This is a genomic window from Mycoplasmopsis arginini (assembly GCF_900660725.1).
GTDB lineage: Bacteria > Bacillota_I > Bacilli_A > Mycoplasmatales > Metamycoplasmataceae > Metamycoplasma > Metamycoplasma arginini.
The window spans coordinates 322,601-346,567 of sequence record NZ_LR215044.1; the positions used below are offsets into that span (position 1 = coordinate 322,601).

Sequence of the window (23,967 nt, forward strand, 5' to 3'; positions counted from 1 at the left end):
TATTTTAATTATTAAATTTATTTTAAAATTTGCTAAAATACTTTACATGCTGGTTTAGCTCAGTCGGTAGAGCAACTGATTCGTAATCAGTGGGTCGGGGGTTCGATCCCTCTAGCCAGCACCATAATTGCTGATAAATCGAGTTATGTCGGTGATGAATCCGTTAATTATTAAAAAATTATTAAAAAAATATTTTTTTTGCAACAATTTATTTTTTTAAGTTATAATAATTAAGCATTTAGTTAAATGAGTGCCGACTTAGCTCAGCGGTAGAGCAGCTGGCTGTTAACCAGTTGGTCGTTGGTTCAATCCCAATAGTCGGCGCCATTATGGCCCTATGGTGAAGTGGTTAACACATATGGTTTTCATCCATACATGCGTGGGTTCGAGTCCCGCTAGGGTCACCATTTGGAGAATTAGCTCAGTTGGGAGAGCATCGCCCTTACAAGGCGAGGGTCGTGGGTTCGAGCCCCTCATTCTCCACCATTTGTAAATGCACCTTGAATGCCATAAGGCATTTTTTTTATTTTAAAATTCGAACTAATTAACTTAGTTCGTTTTTTTATAAAAGATTTAAATAAAAAAAAGAAGACTTTAATGTCTTCTCCACAAATGAATGATATGGTACGCGAGGAGGGACTTGAACCCTCACGCCGTAAAGCATTAGTGCCTAAAACTAACGTGTCTGCCAATTTCACCACTCGCGCATATGGTGCCGTTTATAGGACTTGAACCTACGACCTACTGATTACAAGTCAGTTGCTCTGCCAACTGAGCTAAAACGGCTTGTGTTTTTAATGCTTTATAATTATATATAATTTTTTAATTTTTTATAAAAAATAGTATTTTATATTTTGAATTTTTTTTATAGAACAAAAAAGCACCTTAAAGGTTATTTAAAACCTTATAGGCGCTATTTATTAAAATTCTGTTTAACAATCTAGTTTGGGAATATTTGCTTTATATTCATTCCCAAGTTCATCTAGATATATAATATCAAATTCTTTTAATAGAGGATTTGTTAACTTGCTAATAATAGTTTTGACTTCTTCTTTATTTTCTTTATCTGAGGGTTTAGTTTTAATTAAATTTGTTAATTTATATTTTGTATCCATATCTTCTTGTTTAGAAATCCCTGATACGTAATATAAATTTTCAAATCAATTTTTGGAAGGGTTTTTTCTTCTCAAAATGGTTCCTTGTTTAATGGCAAATAAAGGTTTTTCACTAAAACTAATTTTTAAATTCTCTTTATATTTTTGTAAGTTACCTTTATTGTAAATATTTTCATCTAATAAATTATTATTTTTACTTCCAAATTTATACGTTAAAAAATTGATAGGTATTGAATTATAATTATTATTCTCGTTTTTGTAAACCAAAGAAAATAAAGTTGTATTTGTATCCTTAAATGATTTTCCATTATTATATTTGAAATTAATCGGTATTAATGATTTTTCAACAATTCTTAGATCTTTATAATATCTGGTTTTCATATTATTTAAATCTAGATAAATAACTCTATTTGTAGCAATAGCGTTATCAATCATTTTTTTGGTGACCAATTCTGGAAAATTACTATTTAAATCATTCATATAATCTATAAAGGCAGACCTACTATTTTTCAAGTTATATTTTTTAAAGATCTCTTTTAAATTATTAAATTCTTTTAAATGACTTTGAGCCATTAAAACAGAGTATTTATTTCTACCCTCTTCTACAATTGGATTTTCAAAGTATTTTTGTAATTCTTTATTTTTTTCTTTAATCAAATTAATTTTGACTACTTTATAAACTTTGTCTTGTTCATTTGTTTCTGTTTGCTTTAATCCATATAAAGTTTGATCAAATAAAGGAGCATTATTCATAATTTTAATTTTTCGTGAAAACTGTACTAATTCATAGTTATTTTCTACTATTAAATTTATTTTTTCTTTAATAATTTTAGATACAAAATGAGCCATTATATTCTTTTTAAAATCTAAATCAGTAATTTCTTTTACTTCTCCAGTAAATTTTTGTTCCATTTGATGATCATTTAAAATTTTTCATTCATTATCAGCAATTGTTAATAATCTTGCGATATATTTATTATTATTTATAACTAAAGCAATAATTGATGCATCAATTGCGTGGTGATAGTTAAAATTTCTATCTTTTCGTAAAAAAGATATATTTCTAAAATAACTTGTAACATGTCCGTTTATTCCAATAATTTTTGTTTCTTTATTGTCGAAATGTTTACGTAAAGTTTCGACAAATAATTTGACTGCATATCTAGTATCATTTAAATTTCTATTAATAAATTCATTTTTATTCGATTCATTAAAATTATCTCATGTAAGATTTTTATATTTATTTTCAGCATTTTTTTCGGTAATAACAACATTATTCTTATTTTTAGTAAAGGTATCTTTATTTAAAAATAGTTGAGCGCATTTAGTCTTGTATTCATCAATATTAAATAGATTCAATGAACCTAAATATTCCATTGCTGTTTTTTGTCCTTTAGCTTGGTTATTAGCTTTGGTAGTTAAAACTTTATTTCCAACTGAATTATCATATGATAATGAATATGGAATGATATGGTCTATTTCAAAATTTCCTGGGTAATTAATTACTTCTCAAATATCCATCTTTTGCATTGAATATAAATCAATGCCATCTTGTTGAACGTACAATTTTAATTTTTCTAATAAAGATTTAGTTTTCTTTTTTAACAATTCATCAACTGTTATATTTATTGGTAATAATTTAATAATTCCTTCAAAATCTTTTTTCACATTATCTTGATTATATTTTTCAATTGTTTCTTTATCGTTTTTAGTTTTAGGCATTTCAACTACTATGGATTTAATGTTATATTCATTTGAATATAACTTTATAATTCTATTTAAAACTTTTATAGCTTGTTCAAAAGTTTGTTTAGCTGCTGGAGATAAAATATCATCTGAAAAAATAAAAGGGTCAATATATTTATTATTAGGATTTATTCTTGATTTCTCTTTTCTTTCAATTACAATCTGTTTTAATTCTTCATCGTTTCATTTAATAAATTCAGAATTCTTTTTTAAATCTCTCATTTTACTTAAATATAAGTAAATTGCTTTTTTTGATAAACTACCTTTTTTATTAAAATTTAATTCTTTAATTGAAATAATTTGTTTAATAAAATCTTCCTTTGCTTCTTTACCAATGGAAAGTTTTTCAATAATTTCATGTTCAGAGAATAACTTATAATATTCATCCAAATTTCTTGGAACTTCTATTATTAAACATATATCGTCTAAAATTGGTAAAAGATCTCATATTTTTTTAGTATTTATTTCATTGTATTCTGAAGAAAAATTCTTAATGATTTTTAATAGTTTATTTATCGAATTAAGTGTTGTTAAATTATTATTCAACCCAAATTGTTTTAAAAGATTCTTTCCTTTCAATTGATCACTAATATCTTCCAGTCCTTTTTCCTTGATATAGATTTTTTCAATTTGCTTTATTGTTATGCTTTGTGCTTTTGTTTTATTTAAAATATTATGAAATAAGTTATTTAATAACTCTTCTTTATTCTTTGGACTAAGGGATCACTGTTCTTTTTCGTTAAATAACTGAGCTGATCTTATATCTGCAAGATTGTTTAATAAATTAAATATTTCATATGACGGGTATGAAGTAGAAATAACTTTTTCATCTTCAAAAAGACTACATTTACCAATTGTTTTATCTCATATATTTGTATATTTTTTTACAATTCTTCCATTTTCATCATAATTATAAATACCATATTCACTCGCACTATTTAAACTACCGGGACCTTCCGAAAAAAGTCTTACATAATTAAAAATAGAAATATATTCTTTTGAAAAGTTAATATTGATTTCTTGAACAGTTAGCATATGTTCAATTTCTTTTATTCAATCTTTATTAGAAAATGTGTATCCGCCATTTTCGCGTGATATAGAGCTGTTTGATTTGAAAAAGTTATTTTCTTTATAAAAATCCAACAATAATTCACTCGGAAAACAATTATCCTGTTTTGTTTCATTTATATTTACTTCATTAGTTGCATAAAAATATCCACGATTTTTTAAATAATCATGTAATAGTCAAACAATTTCGCTTTTTTCTATTTTTTGATTTAATGCTTTAATTTTTAAATCTAATATATTTGGCCAATTTGCTGAGTTTTTTTCAAAAGAATCATATATTTCTTTTTCGGAAGAAAAACCAAAAATATCTTTATTTTTCAATACTAAATTAATGGATCTGTAAATTTTAGGTGTGTTGTGCGAACCACAACTTCAAAATTATTATACAACTATTTTTTAATTTTTTCTTAAAAATATTTATACCCCGGTTTGCCGGGGTATTTTTTTGCCTGGGAAAGTGTCGCCATGTAACGAATTTTCCTTTACGCGCGCGCGCGCCCCTTTAAAGGCAAGGTAAGCGTTGCGCCAGACCTTTTTACCAAAGGGGCAACTATACCTTGCTATTTATATAATTAATTATATAAATAGATTTTTAAAAAATTAAGATTATTTTTGACGCCACTTTGCGCCACATTTTAAATTTTGTCTCAAAATTGTCTCTGATGTTGCACCAGCAAAAATATTAATATATATTTTATATATATTAAAAAATAGTTATTTATGACAACTAATATGGCGCAAAAGTGCGCCTACAAAAAAATATCAAAAAATTAAAAAATTATAGTTCCTAGCCCATTTTGTACATTTTTGTAAATAATTTTCATCTTTATAGTTTTAAAGCCAAACCTAGCGTGAGGCTTTTTTATATGCCTTTTAAAAGTGTGGTAAACAAAATGTTCTGTATAACTACTATTTTTTATAGTGGGATTATCAAATATAGATTTAGCATTAGAAATAATATATTTTCAAAAAGTTTTTATATTCTTTTTAATTTCATGGGGAAGATTCTTATTGGGTATTTCGTCGTTTAAATTTTCAAATATATCATAAAAATAATTAAAGTTTCTAATATCTATAGCTTCTGCAAAAAGGTAATTTCAAGGTAATTTATATTTTGAAGATAATCAATTTTTGAAATATTTTTTATTCATTTTTGTAGCAAATTTATTAAAACTAAAAGTATTATTTATTTGTTTTTTAATATGAAAATAGTCTAGATTAAATATCGCATTTAAGCTATCAGAAATGGTATACATTCATCTAGCTCCATCTCCATTTATTATTATATTATTATCTCTTAAATTAATGTTTTCTAGCTGTTCTTTGACCTTGTTAATAACATAATTTAGATCGTTATTTTCGTTAGTTTTTTCGTTAATATTTTTAGTGAAAAACATACATAAAATATTACGGTTTTGAAAGCAATTTTTAGTATGTAAAATAACCTCTCTAACTCTCATTTTTTCTAGTTTAAAATTTTGTTTGTGCTTAATAAAAAGGTCATCAATTTCTAAAAAAATATCCTCATTTAACTTAGAAAAATTATTACTTTTTTCAGATATTAATTCTCTATTTTTTTCTTCAATTTGTTTCTGAATTTTTCATTTTTTCATATATAAATTTAGTAGCTGTTTTGAGGGTAAATATTTTTTTAGATAGCAAGGATTAGGTATATTTTCTAATGAGTTTTTTATGCAAAATTTTATGATATCTTTATCATACTTTGAGGTAGAAAGTTCCCTTAATTTTTCATTATGATAGTATGTAATTCTTTTCTTTTTTTGAGTTTTTTCATCTATATATTCATACATAGTTAAATTAAGAAAAAATATACCAGCAAAGGTAATTCATTGTCTTTTTAGCCTTCTAGCTATTTTCCAGTTAGGATGTAATTTAAAACGTAAATTAGTTCTAAAGTCCTCTTCTTGCTTATTAATTTCATTAACTTTTTGCTGGTATAATTCCTTCATAAAATCAAAATTATCGTTAAATATATCTATTTGAAATTCCATTTTTTATCCCCTAAAGATAACAAAAAACTACCTAGTTAAAGGTAGCTAAATTTTTTATTTTGTTTTTTTGCTTTAACATATATTTATTATATTATAAAAAGTTACATTCTGAATTTTTGCGTGTCTTCGTCCGTGGGTTGTTTATCTTCAGGTTTGAGGTATAAAAAAGTATTTGGATCGCTTTCTGCTATTTCTAAAAACTCTCCAAAATTATTAATATCGCTTATAGCTTTATTATCATTCTTATACTCTTCTCAAAAAGAATAATAAATACTATTGTGGTTAATTTTAGGTAGTTGAATATTATTTATTTTTGTAGCGTGTTTTAATTTATTATTAATAAAAGTATAAAATTGGTCATTAGAAGCGGTGCTAATTCAAATATCATCATCTTTTAAAATACGTAAACTTTCTGGAATAATAAATTCCATAATATTTCTATGTTCTTTATGAAAATCCCCAGCTTTTCAGATCGTCTTATTATTTTCAAAATCTATATGATCTACTTCATGATACACTAAATTATCTAGATTGTTATTTAGTTTATTTATAACTTGGCAATAAATTTCTTTTTCTAAAAAATAATTATTTTTATAGTGTTTCACATTATAAATTTTTTCGAATAAAGCTCTATCCATAATATTTATCGACCCACAATTTATTACGGACGGGTGATCATCATCATATATCCCTTGAGGAAGTATTAAATTGTTTTTGTCTAATAATGTTTGTTTTTCATTTTCTTTTGTTAAAGATTTAACTGATAAATAATAAACCTTATCATTAGTATAGAATACTACAAAGGGTCTTGAAGTTTTACTATTTCAGCTTTCTATAGGCGAAAAATTATTATTTCTAGATATGGGGAAAATTTTATATATTTCTTGTTTTGTTTTTAAAATTCTACCTAACATATTTTTCCTAAAATTTTAAATATAAATTTGATAATAAAAAAGAGAGGAATAACCCCCTCATTAAATATCACCACATTAATTTAATAAAGTGGTGGATGGCAAGGACTTTTTCAAGTCCAGCGGGGCCCGTGCTTTTAATGCACCACCCATATAATTTTCACATACAAATTATATCATAAAAATTTTATACTTTATATTAAATAAAGATAAAAAAAGAGAGGGATAACCTCTCAAAATATCACGTCGTTTATTAAATAAACCCGTGGAAGGCAAGGGTTTTTCAACCCCGCAATATTACTAATTAATTAAATTAGTATAAACATCGTACCATAAAAATTATATTTTTGTAAAAAATTATGATACTTTATTCTTAATTTTTCTTACATAAATTAATCATATAACTAGCAAAATTACAACTAAACTAAACACAGCAAGTGGAATGAAGATAATCATTAAAGTCTTTTTTAATTCTGTTTTATCATTTTCTTCTAAATCATCACTTGGTTCATAAAATTTATTAAAATTGCTTATAGTAATAGAACTACTATTTTTAGTTTTGGGACTTATAGAATGAATTATTAATTTTCCTGATAAAGGCACATCAGACTTTTTAATTAATTTTTTTACTAGTTCATTAAGTTCATTATTGTTGATATAATAATCTAAATCTTTTTCTAGCTTGTAAATTTTAGATAAATTACTTGTTATTTCTGTAATTATTCTATTTTTTAAGACACTTGCAACGTACTCTTTAAATGATAAATTATTTAATTTTAAATTTTTAAGGCTGAAAGATTCATCTTCATTATTATCAATAGGATTATCCTCTGGATCATTATTATTAGTATCATCTATAACACGAGAAGCTACATTTTTTATATTAATAGTTGTTTGATTCTTAATTTTATAATTTAATCCTTTAATAATAAAAGTATATGTATTATTACTTCTGGTTAATGCTGATACACCCTCTGAAAAGTTTGTAATAATAATATCTTTATCAAGTTCAAACTCTTCATCTTCGAAGTTTTTATTAACTATTTCGATAACTTTTTTCTTTATTTTTGATAATTTATTTTCATTTATTTCCGTATCAGGTAATTTTTTTATACTTAAATCATAATCTTTAGTAATTAACTTATCAACAGTATTAATTATTCTTATTTTTTTATAACCAATTTTATCTTTTAAGGCCTCTAATATTAAATTAGAAAAGAAAGGCGGATTAAATTCATTAATACCGCTTTGGGGAATTAATCTTTCTTTTACGGCGGTTTCTAAATTTTTGATTACATAATCTTCATTTATTGTTAAATTAGGTAAAGCCTCTTCAACTTTACTTTGAACTAAATTCTTAGCTACTTCCAGATCATCTATTCCGCTTAAATTTATTTCGGTTAATTTTAAATTTTTAAAGATATCAACAACACTTTTATCATCAGTTTTAAATTTATCTAAAAAGAATGTTCAACTTGTTTGTGGTTGTAATACATATTTTTTGACAAATTCATCTAACAATTTAACTCTAATATTTAAAGTTTTTTCGGTTGGTGAAAAAATTAAAGTAATATCAATTTTTGCAAAATACTCATCACTTAAGTCAAAAATTTGTTTTCTATCAATTGCTTCAACAAATTCATTAATATAAGTATTTTTAGCTAAATCTAGAAAATACTTTTTATTGATATTTAAATTAATTATTTGTTTAGCTTGCATTTCAACATCCCTAAATTTAATTGGAATAAAGTATTTATTAGAAGATAATGAATAAATATTTTCATGTGTTCTTAAAGAAAAACTAACATAAATTCCGGTTTTTTCTTCATTAAATGAAATATTTGAAACTGCTACTAAGTCTTTATTTTCAAAATCATCAACTAAATCAGTTTCAAATAATTTATGATTATTAAAATATTTATTTTGAAATTCTTCGGTAGTATATGTATTATCTGCTATTTTTTTAAATTTAGGTGTGATAACAATATGGTTGCTGTATTTAGCATTATTATATAGTGCATTAATATACAATTTATAATATTCCATAGCATCTTCATAATTTAAGGAGTATATATCTTTTGCTGATAAGCCTCTTTTTGTTAAAAAATGATAAAACTTTTTACCTTGATTAGTTTGAAAAAGTGGTGTTATGTGTTCAGAGATAGATATATTATCAGTAAAGTAAGATTGTGGATCAGATTCTTCTTTTATTAAAACAAGTTTGTAATTACTAATTGATTTTTCGGTATTAGAAACAAAAAGCCATATTCCTGAGCTACTAAAATATGAACTTTCCCCTGTTTTTGTCATCAGTTGTTTGTAATATTTATCATCTATTTTTGTAAAATAACCACTTTCATTTAATTTGAATAACGTAAAGTTTTCATTATTACCCATTAATGACATTAAAGCCCCTTTACCTAAAACACTAGCCTCCATTATTACACCAGCATCTAATTTCTCAAGATCATTATGTGGAACAAATAATGTTTTTGAATTATATGGCAATAATGACTTAGAATAATAATCTGCTTTTTTAGCCTCGCTATAATATCTAGCAAAAGAATTATTTTTGGTATTTTTTTCATCTTCTGCGTCAAATAAAGTTCTACCAGCATTTTTCATATCACTAAATGAGAACCATACTAATTGTTTTTTAGTACCAGTTTGTTTATCGATAGCTGGGTCGTATTTAGGGTTTAATACAAAAACCCCATTTTTATCAACAACATTATTTCCTTTTTCATCTTTTAAATAAGGTTCAATTAAAATTTGTTGATTAGGATTATTTGCCGGGTCCCAAGCATATCACTTAAAGTTTGCAGCTGATGAACGGGAATCAATAACAATAACTTTTGTATATCTAAATTCAATTTCTAAATTTCCTGGAGTTTTATATTTAATAATTTCAATTTTATACTCATTTTTTTTATGAGAATTTTCTTCATTATGTTCAATATCTTCATCATCTGAAATGCCATAATTTAGTTGCGTTTCTTTATCATCCGGTGTTCTTCGTTTGTCAACTAAATCAGTTTCGAAGGTTTGGTCTAAAACATCAATTCTTTTACCATTTATTAATAATACTTCTGTTTCATCTAAAGATGCAGTAAAACTTAAAGAAAGCGGTGTATGAGCGATTCAGCGACCTCCCCATCATTCTTTTCCGGTTAATTTCTTAGGTTTTATATCCTTGGGATCAGGAACTAAAACGTCATCAACTAAAGCTGTTGTATTAGTCTCAAAATCAACCCATTTACCTGTTTTAATAATTAATTTGTCAGGTAATTTTTTTAAGTCATACTTGCTGGTTTGTTTATAATTTATCTTGATATTAGAAGCTAAAAGATACTTTCTTTCATTTGGAAAGTTTAAATATAAATTAATTCTATTATTTTTAGCATCCACTATTTTAAAACTTATTTTTAAGAAATTTTCATCAATAATAGTTTGGGCTCTTTTATTTAAATCACTAATATATTCATTTAAATAATCAATATTACTTTTCACATTATCTTTGTATTCAATATTTTGCTCTACATAAGATAAATCTCCTCCAGTATCGCTTGAAATAGTAAAACTTTCTGTTCTTTGTAAAACACTTTGTATTCATTTATTTCATACAATTTCATATTTAGCATCATTAGGTGCTTTTTCAACTGTTGCTGAGGCCGAAAAAGTTAAAGAAGTTAGTTCCGGATTAAGATATTGAGTTTGACGTGCTGTTTCATAAAAGCGTGCATTTGATGCCTTTAAAGTAATACTAAAATTGTGTTTTTCAAAATTTTCAAAACCTGATAATTGGATATTTATTAATCTTTTATATTTTTCTTTATCAAAATTAATAATATAGGTTTCCATTCTTGATAAAAGTGTATCTAAACTAGTACTGCTAATTGTCTTGGAAGCATTTTCCCTATTTTTTCTATATTGTCTTGGTGATTCTTGAACATTTCAATCATAAAGATCAAAATCATTCTTAATTTTTAAATTTTGATATGGTAAAGTTTTATTAATTATGTGAATAGGTTTTAATTTTTTAGATCTTAATTCATTGGGAAAATTATGATATTCATTTCTATCTAATGATGTACTTCTAATTGCTTCAGCAAGTTCATCAACCAAAGGAGCAACAACAGCAGCGCCTATTGGTAATAATGATATTTCTAAAGCCGTTAATAAAGTTTGTAATTTATTCATATTTTATCCTCTAATCACTTATAAATCATCGTCGTAAATATCTTCTGAATCCCTAAAATCTTGTAATATTTCTGGGTCTAGATTATCTGAATTTTTTGAATAATTTTCAAAGTTTTTTTGCGCTTTTTCTATTTCTTTTGCTTTAATCTTCTTTTTCTCTCTTTCTTTTTGTAATTTAGCCGTTAAAACTATCCTTGCATTTTCAAAAACTTGTGGTTCATCTGTTAAATTCTTGCTATTATAATTTAAAAGTTCTTCATTTAAAGTTGTTTTTTGTGAATTAGCATTTAATAACATATTCAATTTAGTGTTAATTATGTTGTTTTCTATCAAAACTCCGTCTATTTTTTCATTTATTTTGTTAGAAAAAGGTATTAATGATGCAAAAAGTGCTTTTCTAAAGGCATAAAACATATCATCTTGTAAATGTTTTCAAACAACCTTTTTCTCTCTTTCTAATAAATGATTCCGAATAATGCCGGCGATTGCTGATGATAAAGTATCTCCGGTAGCTATTAATTCTTTTTTAAATCGTTCAAAAAACACGATATCTTCTGCGTCGTATAATCTGAACGTTACCCTAACGTCTCTTCTTTTTTTGGTTTGGTTTTCATTTTGTGTAGATTCTTTTTGCATAATTTACTCCTTTTTTATAGTTTTTATATTATTGTTCATACTCGCATACGCATACACGCATTATGCACACGCATACGCGTAGGCATACGTAATTAATTTCCGATATGACCTTTTACGAAAAATAGCTCTTTTTCAAAATCGTTGTAATAAATTTGTGACTTTATTTTCGAATACATATGTAAGCTAAATAGTAAGTTTCCTATTTCCGCATCTGCTAAAAAATTAAGATGAGAATTATTTAATCCTCCGGAAGTTTTAAACATCTCATTAACGGCTTCTAAATCTTTTTGTTTTAAACCAAAAAACTTGGAATATTGACAATTTTGCAAGATAGCCTCAGCTTTTTTAGTAATCATCGAACTTCCTAAGAAATCCGAAGGGTTTTGCGTACATAGTATCATCCCTGCATTAAATTTTCTAACTGTTTTTGTCATTGTGTAAACGAAATTTAATGTTGTAAAGTTATTTGGATCGATATACATATGCAACTCGTCAATTACTAAAAGTGAGTTTTTATCTGGGGTTTCGATAACATTATTAAATATTTTGTTTTGAATGAAAGTTAATAATACAAAAAGTCCTACTCTTCCGCTACCGTCGCCAGTATCAAAAAGTTTTTGAGTATTAAAGATAATGAAATCATTAGATAAATCTAAATTAGTTTGGCCATTATAGATATGTTCATATTTCCCATTATATTCAAATAAGAAGGATAATCTTTCATATGTTCTCAAAATGGTTTCTTGCTTTCTATTTTTCTCAATTTCATCGATAAATTTATAATTTTTAATGGCTTTTATTAAATCAGACATTATCGGATACTTAATTTTCTTAAGTTCATCCAAAGTTTTTAGTTTATATATACCTAATTTGTCATATAACGCGCGAACAAAGTTCATTACTAAAACTATATGGTCGATGGTTCAATCGGGGTTTATAAGCCTAAAAAACGATTCAACTCACTCTAAATGTTTATTAACGATTAACTTAATAGAAAGTTCTTCATCATCTTGAAAAAGTTGCGTTTGAATTTCTAAAGGATTAATAACAGTATTAAAACCTAATCCTAAATCGATAATTGTTGCTCCAAATTTTTTTCCCAAAATTGAATACTCATTTTGTGGGTCGATAATGTAAACTTTATTGTTTTGTGCTAAATGACCTAAAACAGCTTTTTTAACGTCAGTTGACTTCCCTTTTCCTGAAGATCCTACAGAAAACATATTATAATTAACTCTTCTTGAGGACCCCTTGTAAAATTGGTCAAAGATAATTGGTTCCCCTGTAGAAGCAGTTGCCCCTAAAATAAAGAAGTTTTTATCATTATTTTCCTCATTTTCAAAAGGTCATCCGTGTGCAACATTATATGAACTCATTGGAATAGCTTCATTTAAGTTATTAGTTGTAATTAAACAGGCTTGGCTATAAGCTTCAAATTGCCTAAATGGAACTGGATTAATTGTAATTTTATTTCTTTTAGCATTAGCAAATATTTTAGCTTCGATAGTTCTAAGTTCTTTTAAACTATCAGCACTATTAATAATCATTAAAGAACTATTAGTTAAGACATTTTTATCAAGTTGAAGTTGGTTTTCCAAATATTCAATAGCTTCTAATTGAAGGCCTCCAGCCTTTTGATAATATTTGGACTTAACTAAGTTTGAATTATCTACCATCTTTTTTGAAGTCTTGTCTAATAAAGTAGCTTGAATTTCTTCATTAAATATTCCTAGATTCCATACGATAGTAGAATTATTATCAAACAAATCTATTGCTCATCCTTCCGCTAAATTTAAAGGTAGTTCAGAAATTGTATTAATTGAGCAAAACTTATTATCCCTAATAAAATAATTATGCTTAAAGATAACTTTATCATTAGCTAAAATAGAATCTAGTGTTAATTTTGGTTTTTTAATGTTAGTTTTATCTAGTTTAACCTTCTTTTTCAGTTTTAACTTACTTTTAAGGAAGGCAAAAAATGCTTTAACTTTTTCTTTAAATGTTAAATACTCAAAATTATCTTTATTTCTAATTAGCGCTTCCCTTTTGTTTTCTTCAATTTGTTCTAAGTATTCTTGCACTAAATTTAAATCTAATTCCTTGTTATTTAATCTTGCTAAAAAACTAATTACTTCATAGTTTTCAAGAATATTAGTTTCAATATCCATAGAATTCAAGAAAGTCGTAGCATTAGCAATAGTTTTCTTTAGTTCTGAAACACTTTTATCATAAACTACTAGGTAGTAGATATCAACAAGTAAATTAGTGTCTAATAAATTTAGATCATCGTTAATATATTCATAATATTTTTGATAATTTTCAATTACATTAACTGGTGCGTTTTTATCTATTAGTTCATTAACTTTTTTGTTAGCATTTTCTTCTAATGACTTAAAGTTTTGTGAATAGTCAATAAGTTCTTTTTGTCTTATTAGGCTTAAATGAATATCAGTAGAATCAATTAAATTAGTAAATTTTTTTAAAAATGATTCTCTATCCTCATCATCTTCATTTCAAGGCGACTTACCCTTAAATTTGATTACTGAGAAAAATTTTGTACCACTTTTTAATCTTTTTGTTTTGATAAACTTATTTTCTATTAGTTCAGCGTAAGGAATTAAATTTTTAGGTGAAGTTTTTGTTTTACTAAATTTTTTAACTGAAAATCAAAACTTAATCATTCTAAAAAATAAAACATACACACGACAGTTATATTTTTTTGACTTAATAAGAAGCATACTAAACACTAAGGTCAAAACAATAGAAACTATAAATTTAATTGTTTTTGAAATACTTTCCGGAAGTGCGGTATATCCTATTAGAATTGCGAACATCACTAAAATAGAAATAACTAAATAGTCTAATCAAGTAAAGTTTTTTCAAAACTTACCTTGCACTTTTTTAAGGTTTTTCGGTTGTAGCATGTTTTTACCTCTAGTCTTTCTTATTTTTATTAATTATTTTTTTATATGCTTCATTAACTTCTGAATTTAGTGGTTTATTATATTTTCAATCAATTTTCTTTATTTTCTTATTCCACTTAGAACCTGGTTTAATATGTCTATCAGCGAGATAATTAATATTACTTATTTTTTTATTAATTTCAGCTCTTTTTGTAATTTCAGTTTCAGTCAATTGCGATTCAAATTTTTTGTTGTAGTTTTTGTTTAAATCTTTTAGTAATTTCTTTTCTTTTTTATAAAGTTGTCTATTTGATAAGTCTAAAAGTTCTTTATTTTCACTTCTATAAACTTCCGGAATATCAGCTTCGGTAATTTGATTGTTAGCTAAAGCATCTTGATATTGTTGATAAATAAGTCCTTCGTTTTTCTTATTCCATTTGAGTTGCTTAATATTGACCTTGTCTGCCTTATATTTTTTTCAAGCTTCGAAGTTTTTATTAACTAAATCTGATCGTGTTATTTTTCCTGCTTTGAATTCTTTTTTAAACATTTTTTGCTTATCACGATAATTAAATCAATTCTGCGCTATTGGGCTTTTCTTGGTTAGTAATCTAGCGCTTCCGCCTCCTAGTTTAGCTCCTGCTTTACCTAAAGCCCATCCAGCTCCACCTAAAGCCATTGATGCTTTAATTAATCCTTTTGTTTCGCCAATTGTTTCACGAACGCTTGCACTTTCGCCTACAAAGGCAGTTATTTCGGTGGTGATCGAGCCCATTGAAATAGCCCCACCAACAATCACAGCAAATAAAATGATAAATCTTGATATGAAAGATAAACCTGAAATACTATTTACCCATCCAATGCTTCTATTTACAAATGCTGAAAACAGTTGTAATGAAATTAATAATCCTAATATAGCAAAAGTTTTGGCAGCGTACATGTCTTGAAACTGTTTCATTCTTTTTCCATCATCAGCAATCGCGGCCGATGCTATAAACGGGCTGATTATAAATAAGAAAAATTGTTGGAATATTTTTTGGACTAAAGTTAGTATTCCTAACATTAATGGAATAAGCGTTGCAAAAGATATTGCTGCGCCAAAGAAAATAACCTTTATTCCTTCTCCTCAATAAAAATTAGCATATTCATCTGACGGAATTGCAAAACCATTATCAGCAAAGTTTCCTCATTTTTCTATGGAAATAATAGAATCTGGTTGTCTAATGGACATAAATATCTGTTTTGATATCCCTAAATTTGAATGATCTAAAAGTAAATCCATTATTATTCCTGAAAATAATGAAAATAAGAATAGAAATAATGGTAATCCCAATAATCACAGCGTTGCTAATATTGAGTTCTTCATCGCAACTCTTATCGGATTAGGTTGATCTCCTTTTTGAAAAGAAACTCTAATAGCACTTATTACAAATAAAATAGCAAAAACAAATACAGATATTATTGCCAATCTTCCAAAAAGTAAGGGTAATTTTACATTTTCAAAAGAATCGCCAGGTTGGATTCCGAATAATAAATACTGTGGAAGCCCTACACCTATCATCCGAAATACACTTACAACACCCTTGATTATTGTTAAAGGAAGTGCAACAAAAGGATAGTAAGCTGCGGAAAAAAATGCATAGAAAAGTCAATTAAATAACATTTTTTATCCTCCTTTATTTTTTAGACTATTATGATGCTTCTACTGCTCAAGTGTTTTGTAACAATGTAGTTACAATTCCAGAAATTCCTCACGCAACAACAATAAAGATAATAAATAATCCCAATCATTTTATTTTCTTTAGTTGTTGCTTTCTTTCTTCATCAGAATCAGCCTTAGAAGCTTTAAATCAGGCGATTGCACCGATAATCATAATTGCTAATACCAGAATACCAGTCATTGAGCCCAATACAATGTTTATATATTGTTGTACTCTACTCGCAAGCTCGCCTAAGTTACTTTTTAGACTACCCCCGGTATCCGCTTCCATATAACTAATTAAATTTTTCATAAATTTCTCCCTTATTTTGTTCTAAGTTTTCATTTTAAAATACTTCTTTATTTGATTGGCTTTTGTTTTTGTTCATAAGTTCAACAGGTTCTTTAATGATTACCGAATAATAAGTTGAACTTTTATTAGTAGAAGGATTAACTAGTTCTTGGATATGAAAAATCCCTTTTATTTTTAGTTCTTGCTTCTCTTTTAAATTTAAAGTTTTTACTTGGTCAATAATTTCTTTTTTAAAACATATGCACTGTAGTTCATAATTTTTATAATCACCTTTATTAATCATTTGTCTATATTTAAATTTAAAAAATAAATATTTCTTACCTGCTCTAGTTTTATTAAAAGAAACATTAGACATTAATTTTCCCGTTAATAATATACTATTCACTTTTTCACTTCCTTACATTATTAATTTGGATTCGTCAGTATCTTGGTTTTCAATTTTCTTATAAAAAACATTAGTAATTAAACTTTCGAATGTTTCTTCAAGTTCTTTATCAATTTCATATTTAGCAATATCTTCTAAAGTGCTTGTATGTGAATTAAACTTGTAATAATAATAATTTAAATCATATATTTCTTTTTCTCTTAAATAATCATATTCATCGCCATATACTGCCATTGCATTTTCTAAATTATTGGTTCATAATTTAGAAGTGGCAAAATCCTCATCAACAACAACAGTTTTACCGTCAATTTTTTTATATTCATCATAATATTTGATGATATTTGATATTAATTCATTGAAAGCCTCAAGTGTTTTTGTTTGTGCACGTGAACCAAACCTTTGTATTTCCGAAGTTATTTGAAAATCTACTGCGTTTTTTAGTTCACCTAGGGTAATTTCAGGCTCTATTTCTTTATCGTTTTTATAATCATATTCATATAAATCAAAACTTTTAATTGTCTTACATTTAAAAATCATATTTATTCTCCTTACATTATTAATTTGGGTTCGTCTTCGATATCTTGAGAAGTATCTTCTTTAAATAGTTCTTCTTCTATTGGTGAAAGAAATTTACGACAGTTTTCAAATAAAATTTCGCGTGCAATTTCAGGAATAGTTCTATGTCCGTTATAGAAATATGATCTAAAGTTATCGACGTTATTTTCTCTTAAGTAATCATATTCATCAATATATGAAGGTAAATCAAAATATTGATCTACTAAAAGTTCATACCACTTGTCTTGATCAACTTCAAATTTTTTTCAGTCGATGTTTTTGGCTTCTAAATCATTAATAATTTCGTTTATACATGTTCTAATCGCATCTGCTTCTACTTTCCAAGATTCATGAGCTGTACTTAGTTCATCATTTATTTCATCAACAATTTTTTCTAATTTGATTCTATCCATTTTTATCGCCTTACATTGTTAATTTGATATCATCAGTATCTTGGTTTTTTAATGTTGCGAAATAGTTATGAACTTCTTCCATTTTTTCCAAAGTAATTTCATCATTTATATCGATATTAGGAAACTTTTCTTTAAAAATATCCCCAAATTTATTTATTAATGTCTGGTTTATTAAAAATGATTCTACCCTATAAGGGTCGTCAACAAAATCAGATGCTTTCAAATCAGCTTCATATTCGTTATATAAAGCATCAAATGCATCTGTCATTTCTTTGTGGCTGTTTATTAATCATTCTGATAAATTATTATTACTTCTATCATATGCAACTAAGTTATAGTCAAAATTATCATAATCAAAAAATTTATTATCTATTAAAAAATCATAAAAGGTTTGGCCTTCTCATCTTTCAGGGTTTTTATTAAATTCTTTATAAGCATCCCCAGTAAATAAATCCATTATTTCAATTTCACTAATTTGGTTTAAAGTCATAATTTCTCCTTACATTTTTTGCTTAATATCTGAGGTTTCTTTATTTCTCTTTCGAAAAGGATAAAACTTATTTTTTTTAAGCGTAAATTCTTTATCGATTAAATTAACTAAAATATCATTATTTATCTCTTTGTTATTTTTAACTACACTTTCAGCTTCTTTAATAATTTTTTTGATTCTTTTATCTTCAAAATAATTTATAAATTTAGGATTCTCTAAAGCTAAAAGCACTATATTAGAAATAAATTGATATTCATTATTTAGTTTATTTAAGTTTTGAATAGTATCTTTATTTGCTTTGTATTTATATTCTTTGTTTAAGGTGGTTTTTAAGCCGTTATAACGCTCTTTTGAAAAAGGCTTATAAAATTTACTTTCAGATTCAAAACGTTGCTTAAAATTTAATTTATAGTAATCATATAAGTCATTATTTAGAACTTTATTATTAATTACTTTATCTTTAAGCATAAGTTCAAGTGAAGGCTCTAATAAGTTGATATATTCAAAAACTTTTTTATATTCGATATTTTTTGTATTAGCATTATTTTGAGTTTCATTAATTTCATTAACTTTTCTAAATAAGTATTCAACAATATCAATTTTGTTATCACATAATCTTTTTAAAGTTTCACCTTTATCTAATTTATAAATTTCATCCGGGTCCTTATTTAAATAATTTGCCACAAAGTTAATGCTTATATTTAAAGTTCTATTATTTTCTAAAATTGTTTTAAGATTCTTTAAAGTAGCATTTTGCCCTGCTTCATCATTATCTAAGAAAAAAGTTATGGTTTTATTTTGAAATTGTTTTAAATTATTTAATGATAAGTTTGTACCCATTAAAGCTACAACGTTTTTAATACCAGCTTTATATAATGCAATACAGTCAAATTGTCCTTCGACTAAATAAACTTCGTTTGTTTTTGAAATATCATCTTTAGCATGATAATAATTGAACATTACATCATTTTTCTTAAATACTATAGTTTCCGCACTATTTAAATATTTAGGTTCTTGTAATCCTGTTATGTCACGGGCAGAAAAGGCAACTATATTACCGCCCTCATCATAAATAGGAAACATTAAACGATCATTGAAAAAATTCTTATTATCATAGTTTAAAATTAAAGAAGAATTAAAAATTTCAAAAGAATCAAATTGGTGTTCTTTTAAAGTGTCATATATTAATTTATCTTTTGAAGCAAAACCAATTTGAAATTCCTTGATAATTTCGTCGTTTAAATCCCTAGACTTTAGATATTCTTCTAACTTCGTAGTTCTTTCAAACGTAATTTGATATCTGAAAAAGTTTGAAGCGCTTTTGTTAACTTCTAAAATTTTAAAATGTTCATTAGTATAACCACTTTTATCATAAAAATCTTTATACTGCGAAATATTTAAAGCTTGCTTTTCAGCTAATCTCCTAGTCGCTTCTAAGGCTGATACATTATCTTTGTATTCAACAAACTTGATTACATTTCCAGACTTTCCACAACCAAAACATTTAAATATATTTTTTTCTGGACTAACACTAAAAGATGGTGTTTTTTCATCGTGAAAAGGACAACAAGCTACATAATTTTTGCCTTTTTTTGTTAATGGAACATAGTCAGAAATTATTGATACAATGTCGCTTTTAGAAAGTACATACTCTCATATATTTTGCTTATTACTCATTATTTATCTCCATTTAACTAATTTTGCTTGTGCTTTCGATATTTCAATTAGCGGAAGCTAAATATCCACCTAAAGCGATTGCGCCTCAAATTGCAAATATCACAATAATCAAGGTAATTATTCACTGTTTTTTATACATTAATCGTGCATTAGTTTTTACCCTAATATCTTTTGAAAAACATCCACGATATTCACTTAATAGCAAAATTAATCCTAATAAAGCGATAATCGCAAGAAATATAATCCCTAAAATTACTATTCCGTTTGTTTTCATATTTTTATTCCTTTCGAACTTTAAAAACAAAGATAACAAAAAACCAACAAATGTTTTTTGTTGGTATCTGTTATTTGAAAAAATTTAATTAAAATAATAATCTATTTAAAACTAAATTTAAGAGGTCTATTTTTTGTCTAAAACAAAGTTTATTAATTTATTAAAAAGTAAATCTGATGTTTCAGAATTGTCAGCGTAAATATAGGAATTTTTTTTATAAAACCTACTGCTTTGTTTAAAATCTTCATCACAATTTTTTCAGAAACTTTTGTTAGCTTCAAATACTGTTGCGGGAACTATTTCTTTATCATTCATTATTTATATTTTCATCCAAATTTCTTAGAAAAGTCTTTAACTATTTCATTAAATTTACTTTCAGCTTCGCTTTGGGAAATTACTCTAGGCTTATCTAATTTATCAAGGAATTTAATATTATTTCAAATCATTTCATAATAAGGCTTATTAAATGTATTTTTTACGAAAGCATCTTCGTATTTATTTTCAACATACACGATATTATTATCTAAAACTATTCTTAAGGGTTGAATAAAGTTATGATATTGATAATGTGCTCATACATACGCGTCACGAAAATCAGTTTCATAATTATTATAATTAGCACCGCCAGGGAACATTTGCATATTAGGTGAGTTTCACGCTTCGGCGGTAAAGCCCATTATATTCTTTAACTTCATATACTCTAAAACATCATTTTCTAATGTCATTAATAATTGAAAAATACTCTGATTATTGTTAGCTTTAGTTTTAACGAAAAAGTTTTCTCTTAAGCTCTTATTTGGATTAATAATCGAACCATTATCATTAATATCATCTAAAGTCGGATATTCCTTAGCATTAATTGCATTTGTAAAAGCCTTTAAAACCTTTAAATAACTTATTAGCATATTATATAATGGAAGTTGCATACCATAAACCTTAGCCTTATTAATTCACATATAATCATATGGATCAAAATCTATAGCTTTATTCTGTGGTTCAATTTTTCTCGCTTCAAATTCACGATATAAAAACTGTGGATTAGCCTCTCAATTCCCCGAAATGTCAAAGTTTTTTTGCATTTTTCAAAGCCCAGAAGGCACATGAAAAAGTTTTCTATTAATATTAGTTGTTCGATGACCCTCAGGATGATTATAATCGTATGGAATATCATAATCAATAGAAGGGAATAAGCCACTTTTATCTTTTAATGCTCAGCTTAGTTTTGTTCCTTCATCTGGTGCTGACATAAAAAGCCTTTTTACGTCTTCTATAGACTTTTGCGTTGCAACATTAAAAAACGATTCACCACTTTGGTTTAATAAAACTTCAGATATTCTTGATTCTTCCATTAAGCGTAAAACTTTTTTGACTAATATTGTGAAATTTTTAGGGTCTAATGAGTTTTTATCACCTTTAGAAATCCAAATTAAATTTCGTTTATAAGGGTCTAAGCTACGAATAAATTGTGAAGCACCAGCAAAAGTCGGAAACTCATTATCAGTTAAGTTTTTTACCGCTTCATATTGTTCATATGTAGGTAGTAATTTTTTAAATTCTTTAGAATCGTTAAACATTACCATATCGGCATAAAAAACCCTTTTACGGTTTATTTTATCATCTTTTGCTACTAAATAATTTATGCCATTATAACTTCATTTTACAACTGGCTCAGAAATAGGCTTAAAGTCATCAGGATATCCAGGATTAGGTGAAGGATTAGGTCCTTCCTGCTCTTGATCTCCTGGATTAGGTCTCTTAGGAATTGTGTCCCAAAAACACGAAGTAGTTATAGCAGCTGCAATTGAAGAAGTAAGCAAAGCTCCTGGTAATAATAGTTTTTTTAATTTCATATTAACATCCTTATCATTTTCAATAATTTAATGCTAACCTAATTTTAATACTAATAATTAATTTTGGATAATTGTTTTGATGATTTTAACTTGCTCGACAATTATTTTGTCTCACTTTTCACTTTTTAAGTGTTTTGTGGCTAGTTTCATTACATTGTCTCACTTGTAAGCTGAGGCAATAGAATATGTATGATTACTATTTATCTTTTGACCTCTTAATCTTCAAAAACAGATACCATTTCTTTTTTTATTCATACATTTCCTTAACTTAAAAACTTGCTCTTTTTTAACACGAAAACCCTAACGTCTAAGTTTTTAATCTTTGGAAATATTATTGCTTTAATTATATCATTTTTTTTAAATAAATTTAAAAAAAATTTAATGAAAAGTATTATAATCTATTATGTACATAATTTACAAATAACGAATAGTTTTTGTGCTGTACAATTTCTTATTAGAAAAAATAACTCAGGATCCTTATCACCTGAGTTTTTCATTTGTTTTTAAATTTACATTCTAAATTTTAGTGTGTCTTCGTCGTTTGTTAAACTATTATCGTCATTATTATTAATGTATAAACAACTATTAATATCTTGTTCTTCAGATTCTAGTAGTTGACCGAAATTTAAGTTATTAAATATACCATAACGATATTTTTCTCAACAATCGTAATACAAGTCCATATGGTTAATTTTAGGTAGTTGAATATTATTTATTTTTGTAGCGTGTTTTAATTTATTATTAATAAAAGTATAAAATTGGTCATTAGTAGCGGTGCTAATAATAAAATTTTATACTTTTAAAAAAGAGAAAAGAAAAAAAGAGGGGTAACCCCTCAAATATTGTCTATGTGTTGAAACAAATAGACGGAAGGCAAGGGTTTTTCAACCCCGCGATATTACTAATTAATTTAATTAGTATAAATATTGTACCATAAAAATTATATTTTATTTTCCTCGAATCTTTTGATTGTTAAATCCAAGTATTCCTTGGATTCGTCAATTCCAATATATCTTCTATTTAAATTTTTACATGCTATCCCTGTAGTTCCACTTCCATTAAATGGATCTAAAATAAGATCTCCCTCTTTAGAAGCAGCTAATAGTATTCTTTCAAGCAATGGCAATGGCTTTTGTGTCGGATGTTTTCCATACTTCTTTTCGTTTTTATAAACAAGTGGAATATTCCATACATCTTTCATTTGTTTTCCGTCATTAATCTCTTTCATCAATTGGTAATCAAAATAATGATTACCTTTCTTTTTTGGAGTCAATTGCTTTCTAGCCCATAAAATAGTCTCAGTTGAATGTGTAAAACATCTACAAGCTAAATTTGGTGCAGGATTCGTCTTTTGCCATGTAATATTATTTATAATTGAAAATCCTTCTAATTCTAAAGCAACACCTATCGAATAGATGTTGTGTAAAGTTCCACTTATCCAAAGTGTACCATTATCTTTTAATACTTTTCTACATAATTTTATCCATTTTTTATTAAAAGATAGTTTTTCTTCTGGTGTTACAGTTTTATCTCAATCACCCTTATCTACAGAAACTTGCCTTCCTGAATGACAAGATACACCTCCGCTTGATAAAAAATACGGAGGATCTGCAAATATCATATCTATAGACTTTGGTTTTATTTTTTTTAATAGTTTTATTGAATCACCTAAATACAAGGTAAATCCATCTTCGTTAAAGTATGCTTTATTCATAATTTG

General features: G+C 26.1%; 18 protein-coding genes and 6 tRNA genes. 4 read left to right on the plus strand and 20 right to left on the minus strand.

The window, feature by feature from the left end:
- The first annotated feature begins 48 nt into the window (after nt 1-48).
- The 4 genes from EXC38_RS01460 (at nt 49) to EXC38_RS01475 (ending at nt 486) form a co-directional block, all read left to right on the plus strand.
- Nucleotides 49-124, plus strand: a tRNA-Thr gene (locus EXC38_RS01460).
- 128 nt (nt 125-252) lie between these two features.
- A tRNA-Asn gene (locus EXC38_RS01465) sits at nt 253-327 on the plus strand.
- Between the two features lie 4 nt (nt 328-331).
- A tRNA-Glu gene (locus EXC38_RS01470) sits at nt 332-407 on the plus strand.
- Nucleotides 408-410: 3 nt separating this feature from the next.
- A tRNA-Val gene (locus EXC38_RS01475) sits at nt 411-486 on the plus strand.
- 136 nt (nt 487-622) lie between these two features.
- Here the strand turns inward: EXC38_RS01475 and EXC38_RS01480 are convergent.
- The 20 genes from EXC38_RS01480 to EXC38_RS01570 form a co-directional block, all read right to left on the minus strand.
- Nucleotides 623-707: transfer RNA gene (locus EXC38_RS01480), tRNA-Leu, on the minus strand.
- 3 nt (nt 708-710) lie between these two features.
- Nucleotides 711-786, minus strand: a tRNA-Thr gene (locus EXC38_RS01485).
- A gap of 146 nt (nt 787-932) precedes the next feature.
- Complete coding sequence (gene cas9 / locus EXC38_RS01490; RefSeq protein ID WP_129694582.1) at nt 933-4,250, minus strand: type II CRISPR RNA-guided endonuclease Cas9; 3,318 nt, start codon at nt 4,248-4,250, stop codon at nt 933-935.
- Nucleotides 4,251-4,699: 449 nt separating this feature from the next.
- Nucleotides 4,700-5,941 carry an Mbov_0401 family ICE element transposase-like protein gene (locus EXC38_RS01495; RefSeq protein ID WP_129694583.1) on the minus strand — a complete coding sequence of 414 codons (1,242 nt, stop codon included), beginning with the start codon at nt 5,939-5,941 and terminating at the stop codon, nt 4,700-4,702.
- 101 nt (nt 5,942-6,042) lie between these two features.
- Nucleotides 6,043-6,855, minus strand: a complete 813-nt coding sequence (locus EXC38_RS01500) for an Mbov_0400 family ICE element protein (RefSeq protein ID WP_129694584.1) — start codon at nt 6,853-6,855, stop codon at nt 6,043-6,045.
- Between the two features lie 354 nt (nt 6,856-7,209).
- The gene (locus tag EXC38_RS01505) at nt 7,210-11,052 is read right to left on the minus strand and encodes an Mbov_0399 family ICE element protein (protein WP_129694585.1); all 3,843 of its coding nucleotides are present in this window, start codon (nt 11,050-11,052) and stop codon (nt 7,210-7,212) included.
- Nucleotides 11,053-11,070: 18 nt separating this feature from the next.
- Nucleotides 11,071-11,688 carry an Mbov_0398 family ICE element protein gene (locus tag EXC38_RS01510; RefSeq protein WP_129694586.1) on the minus strand — a complete coding sequence of 206 codons (618 nt, stop codon included), beginning with the start codon at nt 11,686-11,688 and terminating at the stop codon, nt 11,071-11,073.
- A 92-nt stretch (nt 11,689-11,780) separates the two neighbouring features.
- Complete coding sequence (locus tag EXC38_RS01515; protein ID WP_129694587.1) at nt 11,781-14,612, minus strand: Mbov_0397 family ICE element conjugal transfer ATPase; 2,832 nt, start codon at nt 14,610-14,612, stop codon at nt 11,781-11,783.
- 10 nt (nt 14,613-14,622) lie between these two features.
- Complete coding sequence (locus tag EXC38_RS01520) at nt 14,623-16,254, minus strand: Mbov_0396 family ICE element transmembrane protein (RefSeq protein WP_129694588.1); 1,632 nt, start codon at nt 16,252-16,254, stop codon at nt 14,623-14,625.
- A gap of 28 nt (nt 16,255-16,282) precedes the next feature.
- Nucleotides 16,283-16,492 (minus strand): Mbov_0395 family pilin-like conjugal transfer protein, encoded by a 210-nt coding sequence (locus EXC38_RS01525; RefSeq protein WP_223213793.1) that lies wholly within the window; start codon nt 16,490-16,492, stop codon nt 16,283-16,285.
- Nucleotides 16,493-16,637: 145 nt separating this feature from the next.
- Nucleotides 16,638-16,988, minus strand: coding sequence for a hypothetical protein (locus EXC38_RS01530; protein ID WP_129694589.1), 351 nt, complete (start codon nt 16,986-16,988; stop codon nt 16,638-16,640).
- A gap of 12 nt (nt 16,989-17,000) precedes the next feature.
- Nucleotides 17,001-17,525 carry a hypothetical protein gene (locus EXC38_RS01535; protein WP_129694590.1) on the minus strand — a complete coding sequence of 175 codons (525 nt, stop codon included), beginning with the start codon at nt 17,523-17,525 and terminating at the stop codon, nt 17,001-17,003.
- Nucleotides 17,526-17,536: 11 nt separating this feature from the next.
- Nucleotides 17,537-17,956, minus strand: coding sequence for a hypothetical protein (locus EXC38_RS01540; RefSeq protein ID WP_129694591.1), 420 nt, complete (start codon nt 17,954-17,956; stop codon nt 17,537-17,539).
- A gap of 10 nt (nt 17,957-17,966) precedes the next feature.
- Nucleotides 17,967-18,446, minus strand: coding sequence for a hypothetical protein (locus tag EXC38_RS01545; protein WP_129694592.1), 480 nt, complete (start codon nt 18,444-18,446; stop codon nt 17,967-17,969).
- A gap of 9 nt (nt 18,447-18,455) precedes the next feature.
- The gene (gene dnaG / locus EXC38_RS01550) at nt 18,456-20,123 is read right to left on the minus strand and encodes a DNA primase (RefSeq protein WP_129694593.1); all 1,668 of its coding nucleotides are present in this window, start codon (nt 20,121-20,123) and stop codon (nt 18,456-18,458) included.
- Between the two features lie 13 nt (nt 20,124-20,136).
- Nucleotides 20,137-20,397 (minus strand): conjugal transfer protein, encoded by a 261-nt coding sequence (locus EXC38_RS01555; RefSeq protein ID WP_129694594.1) that lies wholly within the window; start codon nt 20,395-20,397, stop codon nt 20,137-20,139.
- Nucleotides 20,398-20,523: 126 nt separating this feature from the next.
- Entirely contained in the window at nt 20,524-20,712 is a 189-nt protein-coding gene (locus tag EXC38_RS01560; protein WP_129694595.1) for a hypothetical protein, read from the minus strand.
- Nucleotides 20,712-22,247 (minus strand): MAG3960 family lipoprotein, encoded by a 1,536-nt coding sequence (locus EXC38_RS01565; RefSeq protein ID WP_129694596.1) that lies wholly within the window; start codon nt 22,245-22,247, stop codon nt 20,712-20,714. The genes EXC38_RS01560 and EXC38_RS01565 overlap by 1 nt, the downstream gene beginning before the upstream one ends.
- Before the next feature lie 509 nt (nt 22,248-22,756).
- Complete coding sequence (locus EXC38_RS03485) at nt 22,757-22,930, minus strand: hypothetical protein (RefSeq protein ID WP_165056855.1); 174 nt, start codon at nt 22,928-22,930, stop codon at nt 22,757-22,759.
- A 257-nt stretch (nt 22,931-23,187) separates the two neighbouring features.
- Complete coding sequence (locus EXC38_RS01570; protein WP_129694597.1) at nt 23,188-23,961, minus strand: DNA-methyltransferase; 774 nt, start codon at nt 23,959-23,961, stop codon at nt 23,188-23,190.
- Nucleotides 23,962-23,967: the final 6 nt, after the last annotated feature.